A 15,665-nucleotide genomic window follows, 5' to 3' on the forward strand; every position below is an offset into this window, starting at 1 on the left:
TCACCGGTGAACCGAGTGCCTCAATCACCGCGGGAGAAACAGATTCCGCGGCCCCGTTTTCCGCGATCCCGCCGCAGGCACGGGCCGCGCATGCCGACCGTACCTCGGAGGCGTAACGTCCCGAAATGTGTGAACTCGGGTGTGCGCGGCGTCGCCGTTCCGCCGCCCGAGGGGAGCAGTTGGCATGACCGCAACGGAAGAACCGGCCCTCGGCACCGACGCACTGGATGCGGCGTTCGCCGAGACGGTGCGCCGGACCGGCGCCTCCATCGGCGCGCTGTACCTGCGCGCGCCGGACGCGGACCTGCTGTGTCTGGACGTGCTCTGCGGGGTCCCGGTCGATTTCGCCGACCCGTGGGCGAGGGTCCCGCTGGCCTCGCCGGCACCCGTGGCCGACGCCGTCCGCGAGGACCGCATGGTGTGGGTCGGCAGCCAGGACGAGATGGTCCGCTCCTACCCGCGCACCGCGATGGCCCTGCCGTACCCGTTGGCGCTGGTGGCCGCGCCGGTGACCGGCGTGCGGCCGTGGGGCGCCCTGCTGCTGATGTGGCCGGCCACGCGACCGCCGTACATGACCCAGCGGGAGCGGGGCAACATCAACTCCGGTTGCCGGCGGCTCGCCCGGCTGCTGGAGGAGACCGCCGAGCAGGGCGGTGGCGCCGCCCGCCGCGAACAGCCACGGACCGTCTCCGCCGGAACCGGCCGCCAGGCGGCCGGCCCGCAGCCGGCCGTCGCCGACTTCGTCGAGCGGCTGCCCGGCGGCAGCTGCGCCCTGGACCTGGAGGGACGCTTCACCTATCTGAGCTCCGGCGCCTGCGAACTGCTGGGCCGTACGGCCGGTCAGCTGCTGGGCACCCTGCCCTGGCAGTCCGTGCGCTGGCTCGACGACCCCACCTACGAGGACCGGTACCGCGCCGCGGTGATCAGCCGGGAGCCCGTCTCGTTCACCGTGTGCCGCCCCCCGGACCAGTGGCTGGAGATTCACCTCTACCCGGACTCCAGCGGCATCAGCGCCCGTATCGTCCCCAGCGGCGACCCCCCGCCGCCCGCACCGGCGCCCCGCCGCTCCACGAGCACCACCACACCGGCCCGCGCCGGCCGCCTGTACCAGCTCACCCATCTGGCCGCCGGCCTGACCGAGGTCGTGGGGGTCCAGGACGTCGTCGACCTGGTCGCCGACCAGATCATGCCCGCCTTCGGCGCCCAGGGCCTGGTCCTGTCCACCGCCGACGCCGGCCGGCTGCGGATCACCGGACACCGCGGCTACTCCGCCGACACCATCAGCCGCCTGGACGGCCTGCCCCTCGACACCACCTTCACCCCCGCCGGACAGGCCCTCAGCAGCGGCATCCCCGCCTTCTTCGCCGACCCCGAGGAGATGCGGCGCACCTACCCCGAGGCACCCCAGGTCAGTGGGAAGAAGGCCTGGGCCTTCCTGCCGCTGATCGTCTCCAGCCGACCCGTCGGCGTCTGCATCCTGTCGTACGAGAAGCCGCACGAGTTCCCGGCCCAGGAACGCGCCGTCATGACGTCACTCGCCGGACTCATCGCCCAGGCGTTCGACCGCGCCCGCCTGTACGACACCAAGCACGAACTCGCCCACGGGCTCCAGCAGGCGCTGCTCCCGCGCGGCCTGCCCGCGCTCACCGGCCTGCGGGTCGCCGCCCGCTATCTGCCCGCCACCCGGGGCATGGAGATCGGCGGGGACTTCTACGACCTGATCCGTCTCGGCGACACCGCCGCCGCGGCCGTCATCGGCGACGTCCAGGGCCACAACGTCGCCGCCGCCGCTCTGATGGGCCAGGTGCGTACCGGTGTGCACGCCCACGCGACCCTCGGCACGCCGCCCGACCAGGTCCTCCACCGGACCAACCGGCTCCTCACCGACCTCGGCCCCGACCTGTTCACCAGCTGCCTCTACGCACACCTCGACTTCACCCGCGCCCGCGTGAGCCTCGCAAGCGCCGGGCACCCGCCGCCCCTGCTGCGCCTCCCCGACGGTGACACCCGGCCCGTCGTCGTCCCGCCCGGCCCGCTCCTGGGCATCGACCCCGACGCGGCATTCCCCGTGGCCGAGATCCCGCTCACCGAGGGGATGCTGCTCGCCCTCTACACCGACGGCCTCGTCGAGTCACCGGGCACCGACCTGGAGGACTCCATCACCGACCTCGCCCACCACCTCGCCGAGGCCGACGACGGGGATCTGGATCGCCTCATCGACACCCTGCTGAGCAAGTCCGCCACCGCCGCGCAGCGCGCGGACGATGTCGCTCTCCTCGTGCTGCGATGCGAGGACCGCCCCTGAGCCGCATCACCTACCTGTACCTCACGAAGCAGGAGTACGGGTGGAACGACCGGGCCAACTCCGTGGCCAACCGTTCCACCCGCAACATCTGCCTGTCGCTCAGAAGTCCGTCGGCAGCCCACTCGCCTCGGCGATGCCGCGCAGCTCCTGGTTCTCCTTGTGCCGTTCCTTGACGTAGTCGGCGATTTCGCCGAGTCGGACGGGGTCGGAAGCGGTGTGCGCGTCCGTGACGATCCTGACCGGGTCGGCCTCGTCGACGTCGATCTCGACCAGTTCGTTGTCCAGCCGGCCGGTCACCGCCGTGGCGATGACCAGGGCGGCCTCGTCACGGACCTCTCGTGGCAGCTCGTCGTCCGACCCTGTACCGATCGTGAGGTCGACGCTGGAGAGGCGTTCCTCTTCGATCGCCTTCAGCACAGGTGCCACCGCGCGAAGCAGTCGCCGGTAGTCCTCCGCGTCCATCTGCAAGCGGAGAAGGTCCAGGTACACGTCCACGGGCCGGCCGTCGCCATATGGAATCTCGGAGTCGTTCATCCCCCTCGGGTTTCCCGCATGACGCGGTTCAGACCCGTTGCCAGCGAGCCATTGCGAAAGAGAACACACCGAACAGCACGAGCCCGGCGGCGACGCAGGCCAGGAGCAGGGGACCGAGCGGGGTGTCGGCGAAGGTGCGCAGGGTGTCATCGAGCCCCTTGGCCCGGTCGGGCTCGTACTCGATGGCCGCGCGGACGGCGAAGACGCCGACGGTGGCGAAGACCAGCCCGCGGGCGACGCCGCCGGACACCCCGACGACATCCACCAGGAGCCGCTCGCGCCGGCTCATCCGCCCGAGCCTGAGCTGGTCGTGGTACTTGCGCCGGACCGCCCGCACGCCGATCCAGCCGCCGACCACGACGACGGCGATCCCGGCCGCGCCGACCAGCCACCGGCCGGCGGGCAGGTCCAGCGCCATGGCGGTGGCGTCCCGGGACTGCTGGTCGCTGGATCCGCCGCCGCTCTGGTTCCGCGTTGCCGCGAACGACAGCACGGAGTAGGCGACGAAAACGTAGAACGCGAAGAGAACGGCAGCGAGCAGCCGCTTGCGCGCGCTGTGACCGTCCGGCGCGGCGGAGCCGAAGAGTGCCTCGGACAGCCGCCACACGGCCATGCCGACGAGTCCGATGCCCAGCGCCCACAGCAGCACCGCGCCGAACGGCTTGTGCGAGAGCTCCGCCAGCGCGCCACCGCGGTCGGCCTGAGCGCTCGTGTCGCCGAAGGCGATCTGCAGCGCCAGGGCACCTACGAGCAGGTAGATGGTGCCCCAGGCGACGAGGCCCACCCGCGCCACCTTCTCCATGACCGTGCCCCGCGCCGCCCGCCGGGCCCGGAACCGACCGCTACGTGCCACCGCACTCGTGTCCATGTAGACCTCCCGGCAATCCGGATGCCCCAGGTCGGCGACCACACACGCGGCCGGTTCCCGGCTCGGCGACGATGCGTAGCGGCTCCCCGGCCGTATGCACGGCGTCGTCTACGTCATGCCGGTGGACCGCACCCGGATTCCGGTGGACCGCACCCGGGCCGGCGACCGCAATCGGCACCCGGCGAAGCGCGGTGCCTGCCCGGTCGCGCGGTCACAGAGCGTGCGCCGCGGCGCCAGGACGTGTGTAGGCCTGCCGCGGGGCGAGCGGCCCGTGATCGCCCGCGCAGACGACGACCGTCTCAACCGCCTCACCGCAGTCACGGTGCCGGACCTCCAGGGGCGGCCCGTCCGGGTCCGCCGTGTACCGGTCGCCCCACTGCTTCAGGGCGATCATCACCGGCCACAGATCCCAGCCCTTGGCCGTCAGCCGGTACTCGTGACGAGTGCGGTGGCCCGGCTCGCGGTACGGGACGGTGTCGAGGACCCCGGCGGCGACCAGTTTGCGCAGCCGGTCCGACAGGACCGCCTCGGACAGTCCCACGTGCCTGCGGAAGTCGTCGAAGCGGCGCACGCCGTTCATGGCGTCCCGCAGCACGAGCAGCGACCACTTCTCACCGATCAGGTCGAGGGTGCGCTGCACCGTGCAGTTCTCGGTGTTCGTCTCCAGCCAGGTCATACCGTCATCGTAGGCTGGCTTCGCCATTGACAGCCAGCTGCGCGCACGGCTAACTTCGATTGTCGAAGCCAGCTGGGAGGAAGAGGCGCATGACGAGGTCACGCACGTACGAGTGGCAGGATCCGAGCATCTCCGCGGCCGACGTCGGCCAGGGGAGCGGCCTCGACTTCCTGCGCAGTGTGCTGAGCGGACGTCTGCCTGCCCCGCCCATCGCCGCGACGCTCGGATTCACCCTGGAGCAGGTCGAGTTCGGCCACGCCGTCTTCGTCCTGGAGCCGGGGGAGGAGCACTACAACCCCATCGGCAGCGTCCACGGAGGCGTCTACGCCACCCTCCTCGACTCGGCCGCGGGCTGCGCGGTGCAGTCGGTGCTTCCGGCCGGTATGGGATACACCTCGCTCGACCTGAGCGTGAAGTTCCTGCGCCAGGTCACCGTCGACACCGGCAAGGTCCGTGCCGTCGGCACCGTCCTCAACCACGGCCGCCGCACGGCCCTCGCGCAGGCCGAGCTCCTCGACTCGGAGGACCGCTTGCTCGCCCACGCCACCAGCAGCTGCATGCTCTTCCCGGTTCCGCCGAGCTGACGGCGACGGCGGCACCACCGGGTGCTTTCGGACGGGCTCACCGCGGGCGGACGGTCGCATCCTGACAGATGACAGGGACCGGTGGGCGGGGGAAGTCCGTACGGTCGCGGCAGACCACCGAGCCCAGGGGGGTGCCGTGATCAACGCAGTGCGCAGGATCCGAAGAGGCGGAAGAGGTGGGTCCGCAAGAGCGCGGTCCGGAAGAACGGGGTGGGGAGAGCGGTCATGGGGGCGCCGGTTGCGGCTCCTCGTGGCCGCGCTCGTGGCGGTGGCGGGTCTCGGTCTGCCGGCCGTCTCGGCCACTCCGGCGGCCGCGGCCCCGGCGTGTGCGCCCCTCCAGTCGGGCGCGAGCGCCGCGGCGGAGGCGGCCGTCGAGGTCGCGTGCCGGTACGTCGGTCTGCAGTACGCCTGGGGCGGCGGCCACGCCCAGGGCCTGCCCGGTCCGAGTCAGGGCATGGTCGACGACACGGACCCCGCATCGGCCGCGGACCCGCTGCTGTGGAGCTTCGACTGCATCGGCCTGGTGCGCTGGGCCTGGTACAAGGCGACCGGCAAGGACCTCATCACCGAGCGCACGACCCAGGCGACCTTCGCGGCGCCGGGATACGCGCACACCAAGTTCGTGAAGTCGCAGGGGTCGGGCGTCCTGCTGCCCGGCGACATCATGTACTTCGGCCGTGAGGGCTTCGGACCGACGCATGTCGCGCTCTACCTCGGCAACGGCATGATGGTCGAGGCACCGCAGTCGGGCATGAAGATCCAGGTCAACAGCATCGCTGTCCGCTGGGAGCGCTACCAGGGCGCGTTCCGCCCGCACGCCGCCGTAGCGCCGATGGTCTGGTCCTGGGACGGCCGCGGCGCCCCCCACAAGACCTGGGGCCAGCCCAACCTGCGGCGGGACTCGAACACGAGCAGCCACACCAACTTCACCAACGGCAACGGCATTTCCGTGCGGGTGCGGGTGCTGTGCCAGCGGGTGGGCGAGCGGGTCACCCTGGACGGCATGGTGAACAACGTCTGGTCGTTCCTGCCGGACTACCACAGCTGGGTCAGCAACCTCTTCCTCCAGGGGCCGGCCGTGCTCAGGGACGTGCCGTCGTGCGCTGACTATCCGGAGATCGGCGGCACCATGGCCGGCGCGGAGAACAACACCTCCTGCGGCGACGGGACGGAGCCCAACTCCGCGGGCGCCTGGACGGCCAAGTCGACCACCGTCTTCGGCCGCACCGTCGAGCTGCGCTACAGCAGCATCACCCAGTGCGCCTGGGGCCGCATCATCGGCGGCGCGCCCGGCGACGAGATCTGGGTCGACCGCAGCGCCGACGGGGGCGAGACATGGTCCCCGATGCTCGGCTACACCACCATCACGACGGGCAACGACGCGCACACCACCCAGTGGAACGACGCCGGACTCGTCATGCGAGCCTGCGGCACCAACGGCCGGGGCGGCTCCATCGCCTGCACCGACTGGTTCTGACCGCCGGCAGTCCGGCCGGCCGGCTCTTGGAGCGCCCCTTTCCGCTCCGGGAGCCAGGCCCCTTCGCTACGGCAGAGGGTCATCAGCCGTGTGAGGGCGAACCCCGGTGCCGCGGAACGTCCTTGACGAACACGATGCCGTCGATCGCCGTCAGGTGGCCCGGGTCCAGCGGGGCGTAGCCGAACCAGGGGGACACCCGCGGCGCGGGCGGGGTGGTGCCCAGGGCGGTGGCCAGGCGTGGGGCGTCGATGACGCAGTGGTCCTCGGGGAGTTCGTACAGGAGCCCTTCGAGGGTGTCCGGCGGCGGGGTGTCCACCCCCTGGTGCCGGATCGTGCCGAGAGCCGTGGCCACGAAGGCGTACTCCGCCCCGAGCCGGGCGTTCACCAGCGCGCCGGCGCTCCACCACACCACTGACCCCTCCCACATCCGCATCGTGCTTTCTCTCCGCTGGAGATGGGAGTTGTGGGCGTGCACCAGTGCCGGTCCCCGGGCCGCGACGGCGAGGAGGTTGTCCGCCATCATCTGGTCCCGCACGCCCACCAGCCGGGTCATGCGGGCCGGCGAGGTGTCGGCCATCCAGCGGTGGTAGCGCAGCAGGCCGGTCGCGGTGCGCCCGTACAGGCGCGCCCGGTCCCAGTCGTCCCGCGAGGTCGCCGTGAGCAGGTGCGGCCTCTGGGCGTCGAGCAGCGCGACCAGATCGTCGGCGAGCAGCCGCAGTTGACCGGCCTCGGCCGACTGTCCCACGGACCGCGCCGGGTCCGTCATCGCGGCGGGTTCGGTCCACCGGTCGTCGGCACCGAGCAGCCGGTCCAGCGTTGCCCGGGTGCAGGGGAGCAGATCCGCGTCCACCTCGGCCGAGAGGTAGTCGTGGAGTGCGGTGAGGGCCTGCCGGGGGCTCGCCGCGGCGGTGATCTCCAACGGGCCGTCGACACCGGCGAAGCGGAGCCGCTCGGACGCCGGCCGGCCGGCGGCGCGGGCGCGGACGTTGAACTCGCGCATCCACCGCACCAGCTCGCGGTTGGCCGCGGAGGCACCCCAGCCGTGGCTGAACCCGCGCTCCATGACCTCGTCGAGCGTGCCCGTGCCCGAGGTGACGTAGTCGTCCACCAGCAGACCCGTCATGCAGTCGCTCTCGATCGCGATCGTGCGGTAGCCCTCCTGTTCGACGAGCTGCCGGAACAGCTCGTTGCGCAGGTCCAGCAGCATGTCCTCGCCGTGGGTGGGCTCACCGAGGGCGAGCAGCCTGGGCCGGGCCGGGAGCAGCCCGAGGACGGCGGCAGCCTCGACGGCATGGGTGATGTGCTTGATGTCGGTCGCCATGCCTTCAACGCTATCGTTGAACCTTCGGTTGAAACTTGGGTGCGGATTTCCGCGATATCGGCGGGCTGATGAGACAAAACCTTCAAACCGGTGAACGGCTCAGGCCGGTCGACCTGGCACGCGGGCACGGTCTGTCCACGCAGGCCGTCAGGAACTACGAGGAGGCCGGCATCCTCCCGGCCGCCGGTCGCACACCCCACGGCTACCGCACCTACACCCCGCTGCACGCGCTCGCCCTGCGCGCCTTTCTCGCCCTGGTGCCCGGCCACGGCCATCGGACGGCGACCGCGATCATGCGGGCCGTGAACGAGGGCGCGGACGACGAGGCGTACCGCCTCGTCGACGAGAGCCACGCGCAACTCCTCGACGACCGGCGGACGCTTCAGGCCGTCGAGAGCGCCCTGCGCGACCTGGCGCCCACCGCGGCGCCCGAGCCCGGTGGCACGTTCATCGGGCCGCTGGCCGGCAGGCTCGGGATCCGGCCCGCGACGCTGCGCAAATGGGAGCACGCCGGGCTGGTTCGCCCGCGCCGCGACCCACGGACCGGATACCGCGTCTACGACGAGGCCGCCGTGCGGGATGCCCGGCTCGCCCACCAGCTCAGGCGGGGCGGCTACCTGCTGGAACAGATCGCCCCGCTGATCGACCAGGTACGGGCGGCCGGCGGCCTCGAACCGCTGGAGGCCGCGCTGTCCGACTGGCGGGGCCGGCTCTCCGCTCGCGGGCGCGCGCTGCTGAGCGGGGCCGCGGAGCTGGAGACCTACCTGCGCCGGCGTTGCGGGTGATGTTGGGAACCGCCGCTGTTCGGGTGGGCGTTCGTCTCCGCGCGGCGCGTAGCCGCGAGGTCCGCCGGCCAGGCGGCGCAGGATGCCCGGTATGTTTGCCGGTTTCCTGTCCCGGGTGATCCAGCTGCTGGTGGGACGTCGGGGGCGCTCGCTCCATGTACAGGCCGCCGGGGTCGCGACGATCGCCCTCGCGGTCGTGATGCTGCTGGGTTCCTGGCTCGTCGTGGTCGCCGAGCGCGGTACGCAGGGGGCGCGGTTGACCTCGTACCCCCGGGCGCTGTGGTGGTCGGTGGAGACCGCGACGACGGTCGGGTACGGCGACTTCTATCCGGTGACGCTCTGGGGGCGGGTGGTCGCCGTGGTGGTGATGGTCGTCGGGATCACCGCGTACGGGATGGTCACCGCGGCTCTGGCCACCTGGTTCGTGGGACGGGACGACGACCGGCGCCATCCCCGCGTGCACCAGGCGGAGCAGGCGGTGGAGCAGACGTACGCCGAGGTGGCCGGCGCGGTGCACGAGCGGTTCGACCGCCTGGAGCAGATGCTGGAGGGCGGACGCAGGGCGCCGTGACCGCGCTCCGGCCCTTCTCCCGTCCGACCAGCCCCCTCCGACCCTTTGGACGCGTCCGTATGAGCATCCGACGGAAGCCGCCCGGCTGTCGCGTCATTCGCCTCGCGGGATGCCCGGCGGCGCCATAGAGTCGCGGACACGCTGTGGCTCGGGCGAATGAGGAGTGCTCATGTCAGGACAGTTCGAGGCGACGGTCGAGGTCGATCGCCCCGTCGAGGCGGTGTTCGAGTACCTCGCCGACGGACGCAACGACCCGCAGTTCAGCCCCCGCGTGCTCCGGATCGAGCGGGTCCCGGACGCTCCGACCGCCGTGGGTACGGTCTTTCGCAGCACGGTGAAGGACGCCGGGATGAAATCGGCCCGGGAGTTCCGCATCACCGACCTCGAAGCACCCGTGCGGATGCGGTGGGCCGAAGTGTCCAAGAACAGCATCACGGCCAGTGAAGGCGGCTACGATTTGCAGCCCCTGCCAGACGGGCGGACCCGGGTCCGCATCTTCAACGTCCTGGAGGGACACGGGCTCGGCAAGCTCCTCGTCGGCCTGGCGCTCGCCGCCGCCCGCAAGGACGCCGACGCCTTCGGCGCCCGGATCAAGGCGGCGGCCGAAGCGGCGATCGATTCGCGCTGACCTGGGGGGCACGGGAAGGAAGTACCGGTGTGATCGAGTGGGTGTGCCTCGGGAGGGAATCCAGGCCCGTCCCCACGCCCGTGCCCACACCGCTGGTGTGGGCCGGGGCCTTCGGCGGTGCCCTGGTGCTGGTGGCACTCGTCAACACCCTTGTGGGAACGGGCCGGCCCGCGCCGGCCCTGGCCGTGCTGTCCGTGCTGGCCGCCGTACTGGGCCTGTGCGCACGCTTCAGCGCCGCCCCCGGCATCGCCGTCGTGTGCTGGCTGTTCCTCAACGGCTTCGCCATACCGCCCGCGGGCACACTGACCTGGGCCCACACCCGCGACACGTTCTGGCTGGCCTGTCTGCTCACCGCCGCCCTGGTGGGCACGGTGCTGGCCCGCGTCCTGCACGCGCGGGCCGCATATCGCCGTATCGGCAAGGGAGTTGCCGTCGAAACGCCGGATCCGGTCGACGGCGTGCGGGACATCTGACCCTCGCGCCGGCTGCCGTCCCGCTCCGGTTCGGGACCGAACGCCGGCGCCCGTCCCAGGACCCCGCGTAACCCCAGGTCAGCAGGGGAGGGATAGTCCCAGGGCAGCGGAATCGGCGCAGGATGTTGCGGTGACCGCCGTGACCGGTGATGCTCTGGGTAACGCCCTGTGCGGGCCGGACTGACCATCCGGCATCGCCGGGCGTCGTGACAAGCGTTGAGACATCGCGCCGGGCCGGCGGTAACCGGAACCGCCCGTAGAATCCTGGCGACCACATCGGGGGAGATCCGGCTTGGAAACGATCATCGTCCAGCCGCCCGGTCCGTCACGGCCGGATGCCGTCGACGCGGGCCGGCCGGAGCTGTTGCACATGGGACCGGGCGACGTCGCCGACTTCGGGCGCGGGCTGCCCGGCGGCCGCGGCGTGTCCATCATCCTGCCCGACCCGGGGATCTCCCGGCGGGCGGGGCGGCTGGAGGCGGCCGAGGACTACTGGCGGCTGTCGAACTTCAGCCGCGACACCGCGTATGTCGTCGAGAACCTGGAGGGCGCCGGCGAGTACATCACCGTCGCGCCCGGACGGCTCGGGGCGCCGGTGCCCTTCGAGTTCTCCCGGGTGGTCCTGCCCGCGCTGAGCGGAACCGCCGACTTCAAGGTGTTCGCTCCCCAGCACGCCTATCTGGACGAGCGGTCCGCGCCCGACGCCGGTGAGCAGACCGTTCATCCCTACGCCCTGGACGTGACGGCCAAGTACTTCCTGGTCCTGGTGGCCCTGTGCGAGCCGCGGCTGCGCGATCTGTCGGACAGCGCGCTGCCGGGCGCCGGCGACATCGCGGAGCGGCTGCGCCCGCTGGAGAGCTGCCGTGGACTGACCCGTTCCGCCGTCAACTACCACATCGACTACCTGGCGTTCGCGAAACTGCGCCTGGACGTCGGCGACGAGCCCGGCGCGGACGGCAACGGCCGCACCGGCGCCAAGCGCGCCCGCCTCGCCTCCCTCGCCGTCCGCTTCGGCCTGGTGCGCGAGGAGCACCTCGCCCTGCTGCCGTCCCGCAAGCGGCCCGTCCCGCAGAGGGCCGGCGCATGACCGCTCCAGGTGCCGAGGAAGGCGCCCTCACGACGCCGCGCCTGCCCGCGGGGTTCCGCGTCGACGGCTGGGAACTCGACGCCGTCATCGGCTCGGGCGGCTGGGGCACGGTGTACGAGGCCCGCGCGGTCGCCGACGGTACGACGGCGGCGGTCAAGGTGCTGCCGACGGACGCCCTCGCCCCCGGTCAGCGCACCGCGCTCGGCGAACTGGTCGCCCGCGAGGTGCGGTTCAGCGCCGAGGCGGACCACCCCCACCTCGTACGGACCCGTGCCGTGTGCACCGTCGACGCGCCGGACCTGCCCACCCTGCACGGCGCCATCGCCCTCGTCATGGACCGCGCCGAGGCCAGCCTGCGCCAGGTGCTGGACTCCGCCGAGACCGGCCGGCCGGTCCGGGACGCGGTACGGATCCTGCGCGGCGCCGCGGCCGGACTCGCCCACATGCACGGCGCCGGCTGGGTGCACGGCGACCTCAAGCCCGCCAACGTGCTGCTGGACGCGAACGGCGAAGCCCGCCTCGCCGACTTCGGCCTCGCCGCCGAACTCGACGGCACCCACGCCCACTTGCCGCCGCTCGGCACGCTCGACCACCTGCCGCCCGAATGGTGGTCCCAGCGCACCGGCGAGGACGGGACGGTGGTGCGGCCGACCGCCGACATCTGGGCCTTCGGCGTCCTCGCCCACCAGGTGCTCACCGGCGGCCTCCACCCGTTCCCCGGCGCCACCGCGCGCGCCCGCTCACTCGCCGCCCAGGCCTACGCCCGCGGCACCGCACCGCTGCGTCTGGACGCCGGACTCGACGACGGCTGGCGCCGGCTCATCGGGGACTGCCTGGCGCCGGACCACGCCACCCGGCTCCCGCACACCGCCGCGAGCCTCCTCACCCGGATCGACACGCTCTCCGCCAAGCGGCGCCGACGGCCCCGGCTGCTGCCGGTCGCCGCGGCGGTGGCCGCCGGTGCCGTGGTCGCCGCAGTCACCGGGTACGGGCTGCTCGGCGGCGGCGCGGGGGGCGACGACACCGAGCGCGACGCGTCGCCCCGCGTCACCGGCACGCCCATCGCGGCCCCCGGCGAGATCCCGGCGGACTCCGACGTGCCCAAGGCGCTGCGCCCCGTCATCGTGAGCGCCGCCAACCGCTGCACCGACGCGGAGGTCACGCCGGCCCTGCTCGCCGCCCTGATCAAGGCGGAGAGCGGCTTCGACGCGAAAGCGGCGCGCCCGGCGACCGACGAGCACGGCATCGCCATGTGGACGCCGTCGGTGTTCCGGGCCTGGGCCGTGGACGGCGACGGCGACGGCGACAAGGACTACCTGTCGCCGCCGGACGCGATCCACACGATGAGCCTGTACGTCTGCTGGCTCGACCAGCGCTTCAAGCAGGCCCATCTGCCCGCCGAGGACCTCCCCGCGCTGATCGCGGCCGGCTACCGCACGAGCGACCGCACCGTCATCAAGGAGCGCGGGGTCCCCGAACGGGTACGGCCGCACGTGGACGAGGTGCTCCGCTTCCTCGCCGACTACGAGAAGTGAGGCGGGCGAGGAAGCGGGCCGACCGGTTCAGCAGTCCTTGACGTCCGGGATCCGGTTGTCGGGCGAGCTGACGTAGATGTTCGAGATCCAGCCGCCGTACTGGGGCAGATAGGCCCACCAGTCATTGGTGTACGGCGGCACCTCGACCTCCTCGCCCCGCTTCTGGCAGCCGATCAACACCTCGACTCCGGCGGGGAGTTGGGTGATCCGCGCGTTGGCCGTGGACGGATTCGGGCGGACGTTCACATGGTCGCTCCACGTGCCGTACCACCACCCGGTCGGCCGTGCCGCCCCCGGAACGTTCAGCGAGCGGGTCAACCTGCCGATGTCCGTGTACGCCTTTCCGTACGACGTGCCCACCGGGTGCAGCGTGAGCACGGCCACGACATACCGGTCGCCGGCGCCGACCGTCCCGGTGCTGTGCAGCGCGGGCCGGGTCAGGTCCACGCTCGCGGCGGCGGCCGGCCCCGGGGCCGGAGCACTCGACGCGGTCGCCGCCGCACCGCCGGCCCCGCAGGTGCCCTCCGGATACGAGGATCCGGACCAGCCCTGCTTCACCGCCCACGGCTTCTCGAACGCCCCGGCGATACCGAAGTGCTGGTCGAAGTGGTCCGAGGCGCAGCGCGTGGACTTGCGCAGGTTGTCCATGACGAAGTCCCGCACCGGGCCCGGCGCCGAGTCCAGGAGGTAGCGGTAGATCGTCACGGTGTCCCGGGCGGAGAGCGCGGTGTAACCCCAGTAGCCCGCGTACTCGGTGGGCGGCGGTGCCGTGTCGCTCAGGCCGAGACGGCTGACCATGCGGTTGATGATCGCCGAGCCGCCGTACGTCGACCAGTAGTGGTCGGCCGCGTCGTCGTCGCTGCCGCGCAGCATCTTCTCCAGGAGGGCCCGGTCGGCGGCGGGCACGGTGTAGTCGGGGCCCCGGTTCCACAGGAAGTCCAGCGCCAGCAGCAGCTTGACGACGGAGGCGGAGCGGAAGCGGGCGCTCGTGTTGAGCTGCTCGGTGAAGGTGCCGGTCTGCCGGTCGAAGACGGCGGCCCCCGCGGTGACGCCGGCGGGCACCTGTACGGCCGCGGCGGCGGCCTGCGGGGGCCGCTGGGCCCGGGCGTCGGCAGCGGCGGACCCCGCCGTGACGCCGACCAGCAGCAGCGCGGCGACAGCGGCGTGAAGACGGCGCATGGTCATGCCTTTCGCGGTGAGCGGTTCGGAGCTCGAACCCTAGAGCGGGCGCCCGGTCGCGGTGTCCCTGACGAATGTCAGGGTGCGCGGGAGCGCCGACTCCGGGGCCGGAGCCCTCACGTCACGGCGCGAGCCAGGACAGGCCGTCCTCGGTCGCCTTGAGTCCGCCCGCCGGGGCCGGATCGTCGAGGGGACCGCCGTACAGTGCCTGTTCCTGGAGGTCGTTGCCGGTGCGGAAGGTCTCGGAGACGACCCGGGTGGACAGCAGCGGGTTCGTCCGGTCCTGACCGGCCGTCAGCCGCTGAACCGCGCCCTCCAGTTCGGCCGCCCCGGCACTCCACTGGGCGCCGAGCGATCCGGACCCGACCACCGCGCGGTCGCCGGACGCCACTCCACCGGCCAGTTCGGCGAAGGCGGCGGCTTCGTCGAGGTTCACCCGGGTGACCTTCTTCGCCGACCAGAAGTAGGAACGCTCGTTGCGCTCCATGTCGTAGAAGGAGATGAGGAACTCGTAGAACACGCCGTACTCCCGGCGGTAGCGCGCCTCGAACTCGGCGAAGCCGCGATCCTCACAAAGGCTGCCGTCCAGGGCCGAGTTCACCGCGCGCGCCGCCAACAGGGCGCCGTACGTGGCCAGATGGACACCGGAGGAGAGAACCGGGTCCACGAAGCACGCGGCGTCGCCCACGAGCGCCATGCCCGGCGTCCAGAGCGAGTTCTTCCAGTACGAGTAGTCCTTGCGCACCCGCACCCGGTCGTACGGCGCCTCCGTCGCGACCGGCACGTCCGTCAGCAGCCGGTCGACCTCCGGGCAGGCCTTGATCATGTCCTGCCAGGCAGCGCGCGGGTCCCGCTGTACGGCCGCGTAGTGCTCGGGCGCGATCACGGCGCCGACGCTGGTCAGGTCGTCGCGCAGCGGGATGTACCACAGCCAGCCGGCGTCGAACGCGGCGCAGAAGATGTTGCCGCTGTTCGGCTCGGGGAGCCGGCGCCCGCCCGCGTAGTAGCCGAACACGGCCAGGTTGCGGAAGAAGTCGGAGTACACGCGCGCTCCGCCGACCTGGCCGTGGAGCCGGCTGGTGTTGCCCGAGGCGTCGATGACGAACCGGGCGCGCGCGGTGCGCGCGGTCCCGTCCGGGGCCGTGTACTCGACGCCGCGCACCCGCCCGTCCTCGGTGAGCACCCGCCGCACGGGGCTGCCCTCGCGGACCTCGACCCCGACGCGTTCGGCGTTGCGCAGCAGGATCTCGTCGAACCGGGAGCGCTCCACCTGGAAGGCGGTCGCGGTGGGCTCGGGCAGCCGGGGTGTCATGGCGAAGGAGAACTGCCAGGGCTCCGGATCCCGCCCCCAGCGCAGGGTCCCGCCGCGCTTGAGGGTGAAGCCGGCCGCGGCGACCTCGTCGGCGACTCCGAGGATGCGGCACAGGCCGTGCACCGTGGCCGGCAGCAGCGACTCGCCGATCTGGTACCTGGGGAACGTCTCCCGCTCCAGCAGGAGGACCCGGTGCCCCCGCAGGGCCACCGCCGTCGCGGCGGTCGAGCCGGCCGGCCCGCCGCCCACCACGACGAGGTCGTAGTCCGAGGTCATCAAGGAGCTCCTCTGTTCTCGTGTGCGGTCACGTGGTCCCGTGGCCGGGCGTCG

Annotated in this window: 15 protein-coding genes; 9 read left to right on the forward strand and 6 right to left on the reverse strand. The window is 72.3% G+C overall.

The genetic code is table 11. The annotated features are described in order from the left end of the window. The first annotated feature begins 184 nt into the window (after positions 1 to 184). On the forward strand, positions 185 to 2,305 hold the full coding sequence (locus ACIRD7_RS14420; RefSeq protein ID WP_403453138.1) for a SpoIIE family protein phosphatase: 2,121 nt from the start codon (positions 185 to 187) through the stop codon (positions 2,303 to 2,305). A gap of 99 nt (positions 2,306 to 2,404) precedes the next feature. Here ACIRD7_RS14420 and ACIRD7_RS14425 read toward each other — a convergent pair whose 3' ends face one another. The 3 genes from ACIRD7_RS14425 to ACIRD7_RS14435 form a co-directional block, all read right to left on the reverse strand. After that, complete coding sequence (locus ACIRD7_RS14425) at positions 2,405 to 2,839, reverse strand: hypothetical protein (protein WP_403453139.1); 435 nt, start codon at positions 2,837 to 2,839, stop codon at positions 2,405 to 2,407. A 28-nt stretch (positions 2,840 to 2,867) separates the two neighbouring features. Then, the gene (locus ACIRD7_RS14430) at positions 2,868 to 3,707 is read right to left on the reverse strand and encodes a DUF1206 domain-containing protein (protein ID WP_403453140.1); all 840 of its coding nucleotides are present in this window, start codon (positions 3,705 to 3,707) and stop codon (positions 2,868 to 2,870) included. A gap of 211 nt (positions 3,708 to 3,918) precedes the next feature. Then, positions 3,919 to 4,383, reverse strand: a complete 465-nt coding sequence (locus ACIRD7_RS14435) for a winged helix-turn-helix transcriptional regulator (protein WP_403453141.1) — start codon at positions 4,381 to 4,383, stop codon at positions 3,919 to 3,921. A gap of 89 nt (positions 4,384 to 4,472) precedes the next feature. On the opposite strand from ACIRD7_RS14435, the gene ACIRD7_RS14440 reads away from it, so the two are divergent. Next, positions 4,473 to 4,967, forward strand: coding sequence for a PaaI family thioesterase (locus tag ACIRD7_RS14440; RefSeq protein ID WP_403453142.1), 495 nt, complete (start codon positions 4,473 to 4,475; stop codon positions 4,965 to 4,967). Positions 4,968 to 5,205: 238 nt separating this feature from the next. Continuing rightward, entirely contained in the window at positions 5,206 to 6,444 is a 1,239-nt protein-coding gene (locus ACIRD7_RS14445) for an NlpC/P60 family protein (protein ID WP_403453143.1), read from the forward strand. Between the two features lie 82 nt (positions 6,445 to 6,526). Here ACIRD7_RS14445 and ACIRD7_RS14450 read toward each other — a convergent pair whose 3' ends face one another. Beyond that, complete coding sequence (locus ACIRD7_RS14450; RefSeq protein WP_403453144.1) at positions 6,527 to 7,765, reverse strand: erythromycin esterase family protein; 1,239 nt, start codon at positions 7,763 to 7,765, stop codon at positions 6,527 to 6,529. Positions 7,766 to 7,833: 68 nt separating this feature from the next. Here ACIRD7_RS14450 and ACIRD7_RS14455 point away from each other — a divergent pair, with 68 nt between their 5' ends. The 6 genes from ACIRD7_RS14455 (at position 7,834) to ACIRD7_RS14480 (ending at position 12,844) form a co-directional block, all read left to right on the forward strand. After that, positions 7,834 to 8,550, forward strand: a complete 717-nt coding sequence (locus ACIRD7_RS14455; RefSeq protein WP_403453145.1) for a TioE family transcriptional regulator — start codon at positions 7,834 to 7,836, stop codon at positions 8,548 to 8,550. A gap of 91 nt (positions 8,551 to 8,641) precedes the next feature. Beyond that, positions 8,642 to 9,121 carry a potassium channel family protein gene (locus tag ACIRD7_RS14460; protein WP_403453146.1) on the forward strand — a complete coding sequence of 160 codons (480 nt, stop codon included), beginning with the start codon at positions 8,642 to 8,644 and terminating at the stop codon, positions 9,119 to 9,121. 169 nt (positions 9,122 to 9,290) lie between these two features. Next, the gene (locus ACIRD7_RS14465; RefSeq protein WP_403453147.1) at positions 9,291 to 9,749 is read left to right on the forward strand and encodes an SRPBCC family protein; all 459 of its coding nucleotides are present in this window, start codon (positions 9,291 to 9,293) and stop codon (positions 9,747 to 9,749) included. Positions 9,750 to 9,778: 29 nt separating this feature from the next. After that, positions 9,779 to 10,222, forward strand: a complete 444-nt coding sequence (locus tag ACIRD7_RS14470) for a hypothetical protein (RefSeq protein ID WP_403453148.1) — start codon at positions 9,779 to 9,781, stop codon at positions 10,220 to 10,222. A 292-nt stretch (positions 10,223 to 10,514) separates the two neighbouring features. After that, complete coding sequence (locus tag ACIRD7_RS14475) at positions 10,515 to 11,309, forward strand: serine/threonine protein kinase (RefSeq protein ID WP_403453149.1); 795 nt, start codon at positions 10,515 to 10,517, stop codon at positions 11,307 to 11,309. Next, complete coding sequence (locus ACIRD7_RS14480; RefSeq protein ID WP_403453150.1) at positions 11,306 to 12,844, forward strand: protein kinase; 1,539 nt, start codon at positions 11,306 to 11,308, stop codon at positions 12,842 to 12,844. Before ACIRD7_RS14475 ends, ACIRD7_RS14480 begins: the two co-directional genes overlap by 4 nt. 27 nt (positions 12,845 to 12,871) lie before the next feature. Here the strand turns inward: ACIRD7_RS14480 and ACIRD7_RS14485 are convergent, their stop codons facing one another. Continuing rightward, positions 12,872 to 14,023 carry a hypothetical protein gene (locus ACIRD7_RS14485; protein ID WP_403453151.1) on the reverse strand — a complete coding sequence of 384 codons (1,152 nt, stop codon included), beginning with the start codon at positions 14,021 to 14,023 and terminating at the stop codon, positions 12,872 to 12,874. 121 nt (positions 14,024 to 14,144) lie between these two features. After that, positions 14,145 to 15,611, reverse strand: coding sequence for an FAD-dependent oxidoreductase (locus ACIRD7_RS14490; protein ID WP_403453152.1), 1,467 nt, complete (start codon positions 15,609 to 15,611; stop codon positions 14,145 to 14,147). Between the last annotated feature and the right edge of the window lie 54 nt (positions 15,612 to 15,665).

The organism is Streptomyces sp. NPDC093568 (assembly GCF_044764945.1).
Taxonomy (GTDB): domain Bacteria; phylum Actinomycetota; class Actinomycetes; order Streptomycetales; family Streptomycetaceae; genus Streptomyces.

Excerpts from the sequence above, each read along its gene's own strand:
- ACIRD7_RS14425 (WP_403453139.1), bottom strand. The coding sequence starts at position 2,839 with ATGAACGACTCCGAGATTCCATATGGCGACGGCCGGCCCGTGGACGTG.
- ACIRD7_RS14480 (WP_403453150.1), top strand. The coding sequence starts at position 11,306 with ATGACCGCTCCAGGTGCCGAGGAAGGCGCCCTCACGACGCCGCGCCTG.
- ACIRD7_RS14460 (WP_403453146.1), top strand. The coding sequence starts at position 8,642 with ATGTTTGCCGGTTTCCTGTCCCGGGTGATCCAGCTGCTGGTGGGACGT.
- ACIRD7_RS14450 (WP_403453144.1), bottom strand. The coding sequence starts at position 7,765 with ATGGCGACCGACATCAAGCACATCACCCATGCCGTCGAGGCTGCCGCC.
- ACIRD7_RS14440 (WP_403453142.1), top strand. The coding sequence starts at position 4,473 with ATGACGAGGTCACGCACGTACGAGTGGCAGGATCCGAGCATCTCCGCG.
- ACIRD7_RS14485 (WP_403453151.1), bottom strand. The coding sequence starts at position 14,023 with ATGCGCCGTCTTCACGCCGCTGTCGCCGCGCTGCTGCTGGTCGGCGTC.
- ACIRD7_RS14490 (WP_403453152.1), bottom strand. The coding sequence starts at position 15,611 with ATGACCTCGGACTACGACCTCGTCGTGGTGGGCGGCGGGCCGGCCGGC.
- ACIRD7_RS14435 (WP_403453141.1), bottom strand. The coding sequence starts at position 4,383 with ATGACCTGGCTGGAGACGAACACCGAGAACTGCACGGTGCAGCGCACC.
- ACIRD7_RS14430 (WP_403453140.1), bottom strand. The coding sequence starts at position 3,707 with ATGGACACGAGTGCGGTGGCACGTAGCGGTCGGTTCCGGGCCCGGCGG.
- ACIRD7_RS14420 (WP_403453138.1), top strand. The coding sequence starts at position 185 with ATGACCGCAACGGAAGAACCGGCCCTCGGCACCGACGCACTGGATGCG.
- ACIRD7_RS14455 (WP_403453145.1), top strand. The coding sequence starts at position 7,834 with ATGAGACAAAACCTTCAAACCGGTGAACGGCTCAGGCCGGTCGACCTG.
- ACIRD7_RS14465 (WP_403453147.1), top strand. The coding sequence starts at position 9,291 with ATGTCAGGACAGTTCGAGGCGACGGTCGAGGTCGATCGCCCCGTCGAG.